Origin of the sequence: Pseudoalteromonas sp. P1-7a (assembly GCF_001401855.1) — a bacterium.
Taxonomy (GTDB): Bacteria; Pseudomonadota; Gammaproteobacteria; order Enterobacterales; family Alteromonadaceae; genus Pseudoalteromonas.
Genome location: NZ_LKDU01000003.1, coordinates 215,512 through 231,436 on the forward strand (window position 1 = coordinate 215,512; position 15,925 = coordinate 231,436).

The window sequence follows — 15,925 nt, forward strand, 5'->3', positions numbered from 1 at the left end:
TCCTGTTACAAACTGCCACGGGCAAATTTAAATGCGGCGGCTTGCTGGGCTTGTTTTACTAAGTAAAAGGCTTCTTTTAATTGGTGGCGTTCAAGTGAGGTAAGTTTATCAGGGTTTATGCAGTTACTTGGTAAACCCTCTTCGTTTATTTGCGTGCTAAAGCGTAGCTGAGTTAAAAATCGCCAGCAATCTTTTAAGTTATATATGTCGTCTTTATTTAATAGTTTATGTTTAAGTAGAGCATCTAGGCGCTCTTGTGTGTTAGCCCGTTTTATACCGGCTTTTAACGCATATAAACGCACTATGTCGTTAATAATAACCACGCCACGTTTTTTTAAATCTATGTACTTATGGTTGTTGTCGCTTTTTTGCGTTTTAAGCTTATTAAATAAACCTATAGGCACTGAGCTGGCTCTTATATCGGTTGCCATAGCAGCATAAAATAACTCATCGCGCGATATTCTATTTAGCTGCTCGCAAAAACCACTATACAAAGCGTTTGAGCCTTCAATAAAGCGCAAATCAAAAAATATTTTACAGTTAAGCATGGCACTTGGGGTTGGGCTTTTTATCCATTTAAAAAAGCGCTCACACCACTGGCTTACACTCATTCTGCACTCATCACTGCTGGCCATTATATTACCTGGGCAACGTCTAATTCCGCACTCTACTAGCTGTTCACAAACAAACTCCCCCATGTGTTTAAAGTAAGCTTGATGCTCGTCGCTTAAGTCATCGGGCAGTAGTAAGCCGTTGTCTTGATCTGAGTGTAGGGTTTGCTCTTCCCTTGCTTGTGAGCCAAAGCAAATAAAACAAAAACTGGTGGGGGCAGCACCGTTTTCTTCTTGAAATAAGTGAATAAGGCGCGAGGTTAACGCATCGGTTAAGCCGCTGAGTAATTTACCAATTAACGATATGTCTTCTATGTTGTATGAAAAGCTGCGCAGTAACTCAGGAATTTCGCCCGCATAACGTTTTAAGTCCGTAATGCTATGCGCTTTATAAATGCGGCCAATAAGCTGCACTGGGTCACTTTTTTGCTGGCGCAGTAAATCGGTACTAGTAAGCATGCCCAATGGTTTATGATTTTCGTCGAGCACGGGTAAATGATGAATATTATATTTAAGCATTAAATGCAACGCAGAAAACACGCGATTGTTTTCAAATATAAATTTAGGCTTAGCACTCATTATTGTGCTCACTGCATCTTGCGGGTCTACTTCGTCAGCCAGTACGCGGTTGCGTAAATCGCGGTCGGTGACTACGCCTACCAAAATGGCGTGTTCGGTGATCATAATTGACGATACACCGTGTTTTTTCATTTTTTTAGCGGTTTGCCTTATGCTTGCATCGGGCGCGAGGGTAATTGCAGTGCGGGTCATTAGCTCAGATATTCTTCGCTCAGACCAACTATCGTTTTTACTTTTATAATGCGATGAAAGCAAACGGTTAGCGTGTGCTCGCACAAAGTATTGCTCAAACGGTTTATATTGGCGGCGTAAAAAGTCAAAGTGCTCCTGGGAGAGCATATATACTATACCTTCTTTTTGTACCTGCAACCTATTTTGAATTGCTTCTCCTGTTAACAAAGAGGGGTAACCAAAATAATCACCTTGGGCTAAACGTTTTACTACATCGCCTTTTGCATCGACAAGGTCGTATAAGCCTGAGCGAATTAAAAATAGCTTTGGACTTTGCGTTTGCAGCCATTGCGCTTGGTTTTCTCGGGTTAAATACACACTATCAATATGCCCTACAAAATACTCACACGCACTGTCGTGCAGCATGCTAAACGGCGCCTGCATACACACAAACTGGGCAACTTCCTGCTGCTCTACACTCATTGTTGTACTCATTAAAAAGTATACACGAAACCTAATGTACTCATTATTTAAACAAATAAAAAGCCCGACTAAAGTCGGGCTTTTGGTGCTTTATTTTTAAGTAGGCTTAACACATTAATGTGCGTGTGCTTCACCTGACCCTTTTGGATTACGAATACCCTCCACCATTTGCTGTATTTCAAGCGGAGTCGATTTTGTTAATTTAAGCACTATTGCGGCAACCAAAAAGTTGATGACCATCCCCACTAAACCGATTCCTTCGGGTGAAATACCTAAGAACCAATTTTCTGGGCTATTGAGCTCAGGACTTACAAATTTAAAGAAGATAATATACGCAGCGGTAAAGCCTATACCGGTTATCATGCCGGCAATGGCGCCTTCTTTGTTCATTGTTTTAGAGAATATCCCCATAATAATTGCAGGGAAGAAACTCGCTGCCGCTAAACCAAAGGCAAATGCCACTACCGATGCCACAAACCCAGGCGGGTTAATTCCAAAGTAAGCTGATATTACAATAGCAATCATCGCGGCTAGTCGAGCAGCCAATAGCTCTTGTTTATCACTTATGTTGGGTTTAAAAGTCCGCTTAAGTAAGTCGTGCGACACCGAGGTCGAAATAACCAGTAATAAACCTGCTGTGGTTGAAAGCGCAGCAGCAATACCACCGGCCGCAACGAGTGCAATTACCCATGCTGGTAAATCAGCAATTTCAGGGTTAGCCAGTACCATAATATCGCGGTCTACTTTTACTTCGTTTGCGCTAGTCGGATCTTCTACTTTACCGGCGGTGTAAAACATTTTGCCGTCGCCGTTTTTATCATTAAAGGTAATTAAGCCTGTGCGTTCCCAGTTTTTGATCCACGCAGGCGCTTGAGCGTACTCTGTACCGCTACCATCTTTACCGTTAATGGTGTCAATCATGTTTACGCGTGCAAACGAAGCAACTGCAGGTGCCGTAGTATAAACAATGGCAATAAATACCAGTGTCCAGGCTGCAGAAATACGGGTATCTTTAACGCGAGGTACAGTGAAAAAACGTACAATTACATGCGGTAAACCGGCAGTACCAACCATTAAAGCACCAGTAATAGCGAATACGTCAATCATGCTTTTAGAGCCTTCGGTGTATTGTGCAAAGCCCAGCTCTGCGCTTAAACCGTCTAGCTTATCAAGTACATACATGCCTGAGCCATCACTTAATGTGGCACCAAAACCGGTTTGTGGGAAGAAGTGGCCTGTCATCATCATTGAAATAAAAATAGCAGGCACAAGGTAGGCAAATACAAGCACACAGTACTGCGCCACTTGCGTGTAGGTAATGCCTTTCATGCCGCCAAGTACCGCATAAAAGAATACAATCACCATTCCAATATAAACACCAGTTTCAATTTCTACTTCTAAAAAGCGCGAAAATACCACGCCTACACCACGCATTTGCCCAGCAATGTAAGTAAAACAAATAAAGATCGCACACAAAATAGCAACAACACGTGCTGTTTGTGAGTAGTAACGGTCGCCTATAAAGTCAGGTACAGTGAATTTGCCAAATTTACGTAAGTAAGGCGCTAAACACATAGCGAGTAATACATAGCCGCCAGTCCACCCCATTAAGTAAACACCGCCATCGTAACCTGCAAACGAAATAATACCCGCCATTGAAATAAACGACGCTGCGCTCATCCAATCGGCTGCGGTTGCCATACCATTAGCCAGCGGAGGTACGCCGCCCCCTGCCACGTAAAACTCATTTGTAGAGCCTGCACGCGCCCAAATTGCAATGCCGATATAAAGCGCAAAACTTAAACCAACAATTATAAATGTGAGTGTTTGAACATCCATTACCTAGCTCCTATTCGTCTACGCCGTATTTTTTATCTAACGTGTTCATTTTGAAAACGTAAACAAAAATCAAAGCTACAAAGGTGTAAATAGCGCCCTGTTGTGAAAACCAGAAGCCAAGTTTAAACCCAAAAAAACGTACTTCATTGAGTACATCTACCAGTAATATGCCAAAGCCAAATGAGACCACAAACCACACTGCTAGTAACTTAAACAGTAGTGAAATGTTTTCTGCCCAATAAGCTTTTGCCTGTTCTTCATCTTTAAAAGCCATTTTTATTTTCCCCTTTAAGCATTGCATAATTGCAATGAGTGGTTTTTTTATAGTCGGTTATTAATTTAGCAACGCGGCGTAAAGAGTGAAGTGAGACCATAGTCGTAACAGCTTATTAACGTTTACGTAAACTGCAGGTTAAACTGTATTTAAAAACCAAATAATAACTATTTTTCAATAACTTAATTTTAAAAAAGGATGTTAATCACAAAACTTAAGTGCATTTTTGTAAAAATGCGACATTAGTCTAATAAATCAACAAAACTATAAATAGCCATTTAAAATCAATTAGATAAAACCAGCATTGAAATTTTGAATAAAATTGTGCACGCACACTTAAAGTTATCTCTGGTATTGTGTATGGGTATAAATAATAAGGTTTAATAACAACATGACTGCTGTACTAATTTTTGTAGCACTGGGCTATATTGGCGTGCTGTTTTGGCTTGCTAATTGGGGCGATAAAACAACACCACTGGCTAAACGGATTAGCCATCATCCTTTTGTGTATTCGTTATCGTTAGGGATTTATTGTACCTCGTGGACGTACTATGGGTCGGTTGGTACAGCTGCCACCAGCAGTTGGAGCTATTTGCCTATTTTACTGGGGCCCTCATTGTTGTTCGTTTTTGGCCAAGGTTTTTTACGCAAACTGGTATTAGTAAGCAAAAAACAAAACATTACCACCATTGCCGACTTTATTTCTGCGCGTTACGGTAAGCGCCAAACCAGTGCAATACTGGTCACTGTTATTGCTCTACTTGCTACCATTCCCTATATTGCACTGCAGTTAAAAGCACTCAGTACCAGCTTTTTGCTTTTGCAAAACAGCAATCAAATCTCTGGCGAAATGCTTACTCTCACCGCCACGTTAATTATGGCGCTGTTTGCAATATTTTTTGGTACCCGTAAGGTAGATGTTACCGAATACCGCTCTGGGCTTATGCTAGCAGTTGCCTTTGAGTCCATGATCAAACTCATCGCGCTTGTTGCTGTTGCTGGATTAGCTCTGTACACCTTATTTAATTTACCTAACCTTACGGGCGATAAAGTCACAGAGTCGATGTGGCATCATTGGGGCGACTTTAACTTTTTTAGTTTTAACTTTATTGGCCAGTCACTTATGGCTGCCGCGGCCATAATATGTCTACCACGGCAATTTCATGTCACCGTGGTAGATAACCAAGACAAACGCCATTTATTTACCGCTCGCTGGGCTTTTCCGCTGTATTTATTACTCACCGCCGCAATGATAATTCCTATTGCTACTGCCGCAATTCACCCCAGCATTGGTAGTAGCTTTTCACCCGACAGCTTTGTATTAGCGCTTCCACTTATTCACGACCAAGCTTTTTTAAGCACCTTTGTGTTTATTGGTGGGCTAAGCGCAGCCACCGCTATGATAGTCGTAGCTACACTTACCCTTAGCACCATGATCTCTAACGATGTAGTGCTGCCGCTTATGCTACGCCGTAAATTTAAGCGCAACTTAATTACCAGCAGTTATAAATCGCAAATTTTATTAGTCAGGCGCTTTACCATAGCCGGCATTTTAATATTGGCTTATTTTTATCAGCAATGGTTTGGCCACGGCAGCGCGCTTGCAAGTATGGGGCTGGTGGCGTTTTCGTTAGTAACGCAGCTGCTCCCAGCTATTGTAGGCGGTCTTTATTGGCGTAAAGGGCATGCTTATGGTGTATATGCGGGTTTACTTGCAGGGTTTATTTGTTGGGTACTGTTTTTGATGATACCAATTTTAGACGCCGGCAGTGCCCTTAATAGCGAGCTTCAGCAAACACTTATTACACGCGGCACCCTCATTGCCTTATTTGCTAACATTGGTTGTTATATTAGCTTTTCGTTAGGGGCAGAGGAGCGCTTGATAGACAAAATTCAAGCAGCTGCGTTTGTTAACCCTAAAGATCAGGCTATTTTATCGCGCCGTTTAAACAAAAATGTTAAAGCCACGGTTTACGACTTTAAAATACTGCTGCAAACCTTTTTAGGTATTCAACGCAGCCAACAAGTACTGGCGCACTTTTCACTTTCGCACCAGCTAAGTGACAATAATGCCCACCCCGAACCCGAATTTATAGCCTACTGCGAACGTGCGTTAACTGGGGTGTTAGGGGCATCTTCAGCGCAGGCGCTAATACGTACGGTTTCATCGGGTAAGCGTATGGCCTTTGAAGAGGTGGTTAACTTTTTTGACGAAACCACACAAGCACTGCAGTTTAACCAAAACCTGTTGTATACCTCGCTCGAAAATTTAAGCCATGGTATTTCGGTGGTAGATAAAGACTTAAAACTGGTGGCATGGAATAAACGCTACAGCCAAATGTTTTGCTACCCAGATGGCTTTTTAGAAGTGGGGCAACCCATTGAAGATATAATTAGATACAACGCAGTACGCGGTGAATGTGGCCCTGGCGAAATAGAGCGCCAAGTAGAAAAACGCGTTCAGCATTTAAAAAATGGCAGCTCGCATCACTTTATTCGCCACCGCAGAAACGGCCAAGTGTACGAAATGATAGGTAACCCCCTACCCGATGGCGGTTTTGTAACAAGCTTTTCTGATATTACAAACCATATAAGTACGCAAAATGCGCTTGAAGAAATTAATATGGATCTTGAAAACCGCATTGAAGCGCGAACTCAAGAAGTACAAACCATCAATAAAGACTTACAAGCCCAAATAGATAGCCGAGTAAAAACAGAGCAAGCACTTACTTTAGCTAAGCGCGAAGCAGAGCAGGCTAACGATAGTAAAACGCGATTTTTAGCATTAGCAAGCCATGATATTTTACAGCCCCTTAACGCGGCGCGTTTGTACCTTGCAGCCATTGATGAAACACAACTTGATACCACTAATCAAAATAGTTTTAATAAGCTTGGCCACAGTTTAGACTCGACCGTGCATTTAATGTCGGCTTTACTAGAAATAGCTAAATTAGAGCAAGGCGCAATGACCCCTACCCCACGCCACTTTTGTATAAACGATATACTTATGCCACTGCAAAGCGAGTACGCTATTTTATCAAGCGATAAAGGCTTAAAGCTTACGGTGCGTTCAAATGCACAAATTGTGCATAGCGACATTACCTACTTGCGCCGAATTATACAAAATTTGGTGTCTAATGCGGTTAAATACACCGAAACAGGGCGAGTTTTAATAGCGTGCAGAAACCGTAAACATAATTTACGTATAGAAGTATGGGACACGGGCCCTGGCATTAGCGAAGTAGAACAAGCTAAAATATTTAACGACTTTTACCGTATAGAAGCAGGTGATAACAAAGGCGTAGGTTTAGGGCTAGGCGTTGTAAAACGTATGGCCGATTTACTGAGCTTAGAGCTAGATGTGCACTCTGAGCCTGGTAAAGGCAGCCGCTTTAGTATTGAAGTACCTTATGGTGATACGCAGTTTGTACAACAAAAAGTTAAGGCCAACAGCTTGGTAGAGAACCGCGCTGCAATTAATATTATGGCCGTTGACGATGACCCCGAAAACCTAGCTGCAATGGCTAGCCTACTTAAAAAGTGGCAAGCCAATTACACCTTGTTTGATGATGTTGATAACGTACTATCGCATGCTAAACAACACGCAGCGCCCGATGTAATTTTAATGGATTATCAATTAGGTAATGAGTACGATGGTATTTCGCTTATAAAAACACTGCGAGGTATATGGCAAAGCGAAGTGCCGGCCATACTTATAACAGCCGTACGCGATACGGAGCTTAAACAAGAAACGAAAGCCGCTAATATTCATTATTTAAGTAAGCCTATTAAGCCAGGTAAGCTAAAAGCACTGCTTAATCACAGTACTTAGGCTGAGCTCAAAAGTGTAAAACAAAAGCCCAACAAATTGCTGGGCTTATGTTTATAGCTTATAGCTACAATTATGCTTGTTTTACGCGGCTTCTAAGCTTTTGAAACAACCAGCTTAGCCCCACTAGTGATAAACCCAAGCCAATAAACGACAGCGCTTTTAAAAGCCCCGTTAAATTAGCCATATCCACCAAGAACACTTTTAAAATAACGGCAGCTAATACTCCTAAACCTATTTTTTGGATTAATAGCTGATTTTTTAAATGCCCTAGCACCACAGTAATAGCCCCTAATACGAGCCAAATAACCGAGTAGCTATAAAGCTCTGCGTTGCTTGCTCCTGTTGATATGTAAATATAAGGGCCTTGCCAGTATTGGCGTATAAAGCCATTAATTGCCAGCACACTCAACGCACCCGCTACTATAAGTATAAATGGCGCTACTTTTGTATACAGCGGTTTAATTAACCTATAAAGCCAAAGCACTAAACCCGCAGGCACTAACCAAAGTAAAAATAGCCAATTAAATACAATAATTTCACCAATATAAATCGCACTTAAAAATGGGTTGGCGTTTAGTAAGGTGCTCAAAGTAGTAATACCCGCAGCACCAGCTAATGCCATACCTGCCACTTGGTATAATTTAGCTAAGCTACCAGCAATACGAGCACGGTGTAAATATACACAACCCAGTGCAAGCCAATTACAGGTGAGTAAAGCTTGTTCGTAAAAGCTTAAAGAGCCAAACTGCGGGTAATGCCCCACCAGTTGATAGCTGGTTTCGGTGGTAATAAATAACGCTAAGCAATGCAGCGCTGCGCCTTCTAGCCAAACTTTTAACTGGGATGCGCTAAAGCATTTGGCTGCCACGTAAAATAACACTACGCACAAAGGATAAACGACTAAACTCCAGTGCATACCCAATACACTAAGCGCCTCGTAACTTGGGGTCCACGGTGACAGTGTAAGGCGAAGTAATAATGCAGCCACCAGCGCTTTAATTGGCCAATGTGGCATAGGCACGCGATAGCGGTTTATTAACACGCTAATAAGTAAAACCTGAATCGCCAATGCAATGGTTAACCCGCTGTCATTTAATAACATAGTGATAGCAAGCGTGATGTTGGCATTTGCTCCCACCCAATATGAAAAGCGCTGAAAAAGCGTTGCGCCACTCATTGCGCACTTAATTAAAATGGCGCTACTTATAAGTAGTATCACTGCCCACAACGGATAGGCTGCGGCCAAGGCATGGTTTGGGATGATAGCGTATAAGGTGGCAATCATTATAAATACGCTAAACGAGGCAGTAATATGAAAAGCCAAACGTTTAGGCGCCCACTTTATACCAAAATAAAGTCCATATGCGCTCAGCGCTAAACCTAAAAATAAAGCGCTCCCATATGGGTGTTTAAAAATAAATAACGAGTCTGAAAAATCAATATAATATGACGGCGTGCTTAGTAGTATTAGTGCAGCAATAATTAACGCTGCCCCCTGCCATAAATCCCAGCGGCTATTTTTAATTACTAAAAACAGTAAGGTTAATATGCCTAATGCATTTATTATTTGCCATTGAAGGTAGTTATCACTATCAAAAAGCATAGCTATTAGCAAAGGGACAATACAGGCAAGCATTAGAGGGTGACTAGGGAGTGCGTTGATCAGGCGTTTTAAACTATGCGGGCGCGTTTCAACCACCGCTAGTTTTAACCCTAAGCGCGGTACGGCAATTAAACCAATAACACTTAATAGCCCATACGTGCCCATAAGCCAAATGGTACTGCTGTTAGCTATGGTAAAGCCAACAATATACCAGCCTAAATGCCCCGCCCACAGCAGATACCACAACCATGCTCGCTGTACTTTATGTGCCACCAACGCCGCTGATAAGCTAATAAAACCAATATACATATACAGCGCAAATAAATTATTGCTGCCAGTATGGACCAGTACGGGGACACAATAAGCACCAATAATGCCTAGTACGGCTAATACCGGGCCAAGCATTATTGCCATAGCGCTCGCACTTATGGCAATAACCCCTAGTACAACAAAGGCTGATAAGGGGCTGATGAGACTATAGCTACTATACGCTAATAAGGTCAGTGCAAAGCACGTAATAAATCCCCCAGTGGCAAGTGCTGCAGGTATATAGTTATTAAACCCTTCGAATACACTATTTTTGTAATGCATATAAGCTGCGGCTGCAATTAAGCCACCACCAAATAGACCGCCCAGGGTTAAACGCATCGTAGGAGAGAGCAACCCAGCTTCTAAACTGTACTTTGCTAAAAATATACCGCCTAACGCCAATGCTATTGCGCCTATCCAGGTCATCCAATTTTGTTCAAAGTCGCTACGCAATTTTTCAAAAAGAGAAGTAAAAAGTGAGGGAGTGAGATTTTTACTGCCTAGCTTATGGTTACTTTCAGAAACATTAGCGGGAGGCTTTATTGATGAAGCTGGTGTTTTTACCTGCTCACGAGGCTGATTTGACTGCTTAGGTTGATTAGGACTAACTTGATTAAAAGTCGGCTCATTGCTATTGGCTTGAGCCGTGTCCGCATGCTGGGCTGTGGAGTAATCGACGCTTTTATCTTCGCCTTCATTGTGGCTTAGCTTGTTATTAGCTAGCTCTAAACTGAGTACTTTTGCTTTTAATTGAGCAATTTCTTGCTTTAAGTTACTTAGTTGTGCAATTGCTATAATACCGCAAACTGCACCGGCCATTATTGCAAATGCAAATAAACCTACTATTCCTAAAAACTCATCCATGGCACGCTCTTTTTATTTATTTTGTAATGAGTGTACCTAAAACTCTTTAAGTTTACGTAAGTTTTTGTTCAAAAAAAGCCCTAAACAATAATGCTTAGGGCTTTTACTTTCTAGAACGTGTTACATGTTACTTAGTCTACACTGTCTGTAATTGTGCGCGTTACACTCATTTTAAAGCCAGAGCTTGTTGTCTCATCGTGCTCTAAAATTAAGATGTAGTTACCTTCTTCGGTAAAATCTATATCACTTTGTTGAATTAACACTATTTGTTGGCCGTTATCTTCATATACGGCATACACAGTGTAAGCTTCATCATCTACGTCAATTTCTTCTTGGTCGTATCTATCTAAGCCATCAATTACATTGGTGGCATCATCAACGGTTTCGCCATTTAAGGTAAAGTACACGTCAACTTCACTTACGGTTTGCCCAGCGTAGCTTTCAATTAGGTTAATAACCGAAATTGTATGGCTGTAGCTACTCGGTGTTAGGTTTTCCTCAACGCTCATCATACGTAAACCATTATCGATGTCGTTGTAAAAAACGCCTACCGCACTTTGCTCGCGCTCTAAGGTCATTAAAAAGTTATCGGCAAGCTTGGTGCCTTCCTGATCATACATTGCAACGCTGTAACTATTCGGCGAAAGCTCAACGTAATCGGTGTAGGTATCGCTTGCTACTGTATTTGTATTGTTAACTGTGGTGCCACGGGTTGTGCTAAAGCTAACTGGCGAGTAATCGTCAACGGTATTTATAAAGCGCAGCTGTCCAAGCGCTGATTGATGTTTTAGTGCTGTAACGTAGTTATTGTCAGTCACAATATCAAGCGTGATACCGTTTTCTTCTGTTGCATAGCTTGGGCGGATCATGGCTACGTAGCTTTCTTCATCATAAAAATAAACCGACTCTGACTCGTACACTACATCTGTACTACCTGCCTCAGTGATATAAATTGTGTAGTAGCCCTCATCAAGGGTTTGTAAATCTAGCTCACTTAAGTACTGTGTTGATGTAAATAGCTCAGCACTTTCAAATACACCATCATCGGTTGCTAGGTAAACATCGTAGCTGGTCTCTTCGCTGGTAATATTATAAAAACCTAAGTTAAACTCATCTGTATCGCTTGAAATGGGTACACTTAGCTCTGTGAACGTCGGCTCATCAAAGTTTCCACTCATAACAATAAGTTCGGTTTTATCACCTTTGATTGATACTTCTTGTTCGCTAATTGTAATATAGCTATCGTTTGCATCTAAGTATTCAAAACTTAAATCGTAAGTACCGGTGCTGTAATTATGACGCGTGGTTACATCTGCAAAGTCGGTGCCCGAGCGCTCTGTTTCATCTACAAATAAACGCGTATATGGGCTGTTATATGAGCCGTTATATAATTGTACGTAGCCTGTATCACTTGAGCCGTCGCTGCCGCCACAACCAACTAAAATAGACATTAAACTTAGAGGTAAAGCAGCTTTCAACAGAGAGTTGGTCATTAAAGTTTCCTTATTATTAAAATCACTATTATGACGTCTTTGCTGCATTTTAATTTCATAGTTTACAAAGTATTACCCTCGCTGACAGTTCTTTACGAAAACGTTTAAAAGTGTAATAAATGTGCAAATAATAAGGATATTTGCGTAGAAAGCTTAAGGGGCTATTTTATATTGATCTCGGCCATTATTTTTAGCAACGTATAAAGCCATGTCTGCCCGCTTCATTACCTTGTCGAGGGGCTCGTTAGCGCTTTGCAGCGCCATACCAATACTTACGGTAAGCTGTTTGACCTGTTTAACTTTAATATTGTGTGCAATGTCTATTAGTTGCCCACAAAATTCAGACGCTTGGCTTATATTACCGGTAGGCAAATAGCCGCCAAACTCCTCACCGCCTAAACGAGCAAATACTGCATTATTAACAAATGCACTATTATACTTAGTAGCTAACTGCTGTAGCACTAAGTCACCCTCATCATGACCAAACTCATCATTAATAGCCTTAAAATGATCAATATCGATAATTAAAATAACGTAAGGCGTACTAGGGGCGGTTTTAACATGCCGATAAAAATAGCGTCTATTATGTACTTGTGTAAGATCGTCCGTTATCAACTCGTGCGCTAAACGGTTATGTATACTTTGTACAAAACGCATGGTTTTAAATAACCCATAGGCGGTAAAAAGCATTCCCATGGTTCTGCATAAGTCTTCAAAATAAACACTCATCCAATAAGGCTGCACAACTAATTCATCCATTACATCAGCCGTTGTACCCATACTCCATAGCAATAAACCTAAAGTAGAAAACACGTACGCTTGTTTTGAAAGCTCAGAGCATTGCACTATCCAAAATAAAAATACGAGCACGATGAGATTGCAAAAATCGGTAGTAAAACCATACACATTGTTTTGCACGTTTAAAGGGGGGAAAGTATTTAAAGCATAAAGCGAGAAGGTAATGATATAAAGCAATAATGCTATACTTACCGCCTTATTTACCCAACTCATTTTATAAAAGTTTGACAATCTAACAGTAAGTTTTACAGTTTCAATCATATGCTGTAGTTATTTGGTACGTTATTAACAAACTATAGCATATAAGAAAAAACCGTTATGAAAGTGTACCTTAAAGTATTTGTTGCTTTGGTCCTTTAGCATAAAAATGACCTGAGACTAAAGCCAAGCAATACAAAAAAATACACAGCTCAACTATAGAACTGCAGCTTTGGTATCAAGCTGCAGTTATGGCGTAGTGTAGTTAACTTTAGAGTTTAAAAGCTATATTAGGGTGCTTATACCCCACAATGCCAATACTAAAATAGTAATAGCAACCATCGCTTTAGTTTTATGTTTACTGATTATTTGCTCAGCTTTATTACCTGCGTAATACACCACTATTGCTAATCCAAAATAGCGAATTGAACGAGCAGTACCAGAAGCTAATAAAAACAAAGCTATAGAGTACTTTGTAGCGCCTGCAGCGAGCATCGCAATTTGAAACGGAATAGGCACAATTCCCAACGTCATTACAAACCAAAACCCTTGATTTTGCATTTGCTGCTTCACATTTTCAAACTGCTCTTGGCTCGAAAACATTTCAATAACCCAGTCACCTATCGCGTCAAATAAATAATAACCCAGTGCATAACCAAATAAAGCACCAATAATACAGCCTAATGTCGCCATAAGGGCGATTAACCACAGCTTCTCACGACGCGCTTGCATAAGCGGAACAAGCACAGCCTCAAGCGGGATAGGCACTATCGTGGACTCTAAAAACGACGCCACCGTAATGCCTGTAAGCATGTGCTTTGAGTCAATAAAGTGTCGTGTTTTTTCTTTTAGCTTTTTTTGAATAGCCATGTAAATCCCTTAATAAGTTGCCACTTTACTCAGAGTGTATAGTAAAGAATATTAAGGTAGGCTTAAGTATAAAAAAAGCCCGTTAAAAACGGGCTCTTCTTAAATAGCATAAAGTTAATTAAATAGTTGAGTTGTAAACATCAAACTGCATTTGCATAACTCTAGACTGTTCACCTTCAACTAAGGCAATAACACGGGTTTCTCGACCTTGTAGCTCTGGCGGAATTTTTTTAGTTTCAATAAACGTTTGTTGTGAAATTTGATCTTCGTTCACATTAAGCGCAAGCAGTGCTGACTTGACTGTTTCAATACGTTTTAACGCTAACTTTCGGTTGTATTCTAGTGCTCCCTTTTTACTCGTATCCCCAATCAAAATAACACTCAATAATGGTGAGTTTTCAATAGAGCGAGCAAACTCAGCTACTTTTTGCTTTGCATCAGTAGTAAGTACATGCTTATCAAATTCAAAGTTAATTACCACACCACGTGTTGTACTTATGTTTTTCTCAAGCGCACAACCGTCGTTATCGGTAACTGCTTTAAGGGGCGTATCTGCACATTTATCGCGCTCGTTAATAACCCCGTCTTGGTCTTGATCAAGCAAATCATTAGACTGTAACTTTTGCTCGTACGGCCCTGGCTCTGTCGCACAGGCGGTTAAAAGTAAAGCGGCACTTAATAAAGCTATTTTTTTCATTATTATCTATCTCCAAGCTGCCAAGCATCAGGCTTATCTACTTTTAAGGCACTCACTAAACGACCCGTTGCATTAATTAGTCTGTAACTTGCAATACGTTGATCATACGCTGATTCAATATAGTTTCTTCTTGCAGTAAACAACTCAATTTGCGAATCAAGAACATCTAATAGTGAACGCCGTCCTAAGCCAAATTGTCTTTCGTAACCTTGTTGTGCCACTTCAGCATAACCAACGTTTTCCTGATAAAACTTCTTTTGCTCGTCTAAAAACACATAAGCATTCCACGCAAAGCTAGTAGCCTCTTTGACCTGTCTGTGGGTTGAATCTTTTACTGCTACAGCTTCTTGATAGCGCCATTTAGCAGCGTCAGTATCAGCATTTGTTTTACCCCCACTGTATAAATCGTAACTCATTGTTAGCATTATACGGCCATTATCATCTCGCCCAGGCGATCCTGATATATTTCGGTTATCTGCAACATCAAGCTCTAAACTCACTTTAGGCCAGTAACCGCTTTTTTCACGTTGTATTTGCTTATTCGCCGCTTGAATATCATAAATGGCCGCAGCTATTTCAGGGTGAGAACTTTTTGCAATTCTCATCGCTTCCTCTAAAGAGCTAGGTATAAAATGCGCATCTGCTTTAGGAATAACAAGATTTTCGGGGTACTTGCCGACTAGATCATAGTAATTTGCTTGTATGTCTAATAAGTTGTTTTTAGCCGCTAAGTAGCCAGACTGTGATGTTGCCAAACGCGATTGTACTTGAGCTACATCGGCATCACTTGATAAACCACGCTGATGACGCTGCTCTATATCACTTAAAATCTTTTTATGTATTTCGATATTTTTTTCAGACAGCTCAATTAATTCAATTGCTTTAAGTAAATCTAAATACACTTGCACAACTTCAAGGCTGATGTTTTCTGCCTCAGAAATTAAACCAAGCTGATCGGCCCGCGCTTCATTATCTAAACGCGCTACCTCCGAAGAGGTGCTAAAACCATCGAACAGCATTTGTGTTATTTTTAAGCCCAGTTCACGGCGGTCGAGCTCAGTATCAAATTCGCTACCAGATTTATAATTAACGTGCTCATAACCATAGGCTGCATATAAACGTATTTGTGGTAAATATTCACTAAATGCACTACGTTTGTCACGATACTTAGCCTCAAAGCTCGCATATTTTTGCATTAAGCGAGGGTTTGTATTTAATGTTTCTGCTACCGATTGCTCTAACGTAAGAGCACTTGCATACCCCGGTGTTAAAGCTAAAACAGAGAGTAATCCTATAATTCGCAT

At 40.9% G+C, this 15,925-nt stretch carries 10 protein-coding genes; 1 reads left to right on the forward strand and 9 read right to left on the reverse strand.

Annotated elements, in window-relative coordinates:
- Positions 1 to 5 precede the first annotated feature (5 nt).
- The 3 genes from AN389_RS04535 to AN389_RS04545 form a co-directional block, all read right to left on the reverse strand.
- Complete coding sequence (locus AN389_RS04535; protein WP_055017302.1) at positions 6 to 1,844, reverse strand: DUF294 nucleotidyltransferase-like domain-containing protein; 1,839 nt, start codon at positions 1,842 to 1,844, stop codon at positions 6 to 8.
- 114 nt (positions 1,845 to 1,958) lie between these two features.
- Positions 1,959 to 3,683 carry a sodium:solute symporter family protein gene (locus tag AN389_RS04540; RefSeq protein ID WP_055017301.1) on the reverse strand — a complete coding sequence of 575 codons (1,725 nt, stop codon included), beginning with the start codon at positions 3,681 to 3,683 and terminating at the stop codon, positions 1,959 to 1,961.
- A 10-nt stretch (positions 3,684 to 3,693) separates the two neighbouring features.
- On the reverse strand, positions 3,694 to 3,957 hold the full coding sequence (locus AN389_RS04545; protein WP_004586074.1) for a DUF4212 domain-containing protein: 264 nt from the start codon (positions 3,955 to 3,957) through the stop codon (positions 3,694 to 3,696).
- 391 nt (positions 3,958 to 4,348) lie between these two features.
- Between AN389_RS04545 and AN389_RS04550 the strand changes: the two genes are divergently transcribed.
- On the forward strand, positions 4,349 to 7,789 hold the full coding sequence (locus AN389_RS04550; protein ID WP_055017300.1) for a PAS-domain containing protein: 3,441 nt from the start codon (positions 4,349 to 4,351) through the stop codon (positions 7,787 to 7,789).
- A gap of 70 nt (positions 7,790 to 7,859) precedes the next feature.
- On the opposite strand, the gene AN389_RS04555 is transcribed toward AN389_RS04550, so the two are convergent.
- The 6 genes from AN389_RS04555 to AN389_RS04580 all read right to left on the reverse strand — a co-directional run bounded on the left by AN389_RS04555 (position 7,860) and on the right by AN389_RS04580 (position 15,925).
- On the reverse strand, positions 7,860 to 10,565 hold the full coding sequence (locus tag AN389_RS04555; protein ID WP_055019341.1) for a DUF2339 domain-containing protein: 2,706 nt from the start codon (positions 10,563 to 10,565) through the stop codon (positions 7,860 to 7,862).
- A 131-nt stretch (positions 10,566 to 10,696) separates the two neighbouring features.
- Positions 10,697 to 12,058 (reverse strand): hypothetical protein, encoded by a 1,362-nt coding sequence (locus AN389_RS04560; RefSeq protein WP_055015091.1) that lies wholly within the window; start codon positions 12,056 to 12,058, stop codon positions 10,697 to 10,699.
- A gap of 153 nt (positions 12,059 to 12,211) precedes the next feature.
- Entirely contained in the window at positions 12,212 to 13,069 is an 858-nt protein-coding gene (locus AN389_RS04565; protein WP_055017392.1) for a GGDEF domain-containing protein, read from the reverse strand.
- 270 nt (positions 13,070 to 13,339) lie between these two features.
- A complete protein-coding gene (locus AN389_RS04570; RefSeq protein WP_055017297.1) occupies positions 13,340 to 13,924 on the reverse strand; it encodes a YqaA family protein in 585 nt (194 codons plus the stop codon).
- A 118-nt stretch (positions 13,925 to 14,042) separates the two neighbouring features.
- Entirely contained in the window at positions 14,043 to 14,621 is a 579-nt protein-coding gene (locus AN389_RS04575; RefSeq protein ID WP_055019342.1) for an OmpA family protein, read from the reverse strand.
- Between the two features lie 2 nt (positions 14,622 to 14,623).
- On the reverse strand, positions 14,624 to 15,925 hold the full coding sequence (locus AN389_RS04580) for a TolC family outer membrane protein (RefSeq protein ID WP_055017295.1): 1,302 nt from the start codon (positions 15,923 to 15,925) through the stop codon (positions 14,624 to 14,626).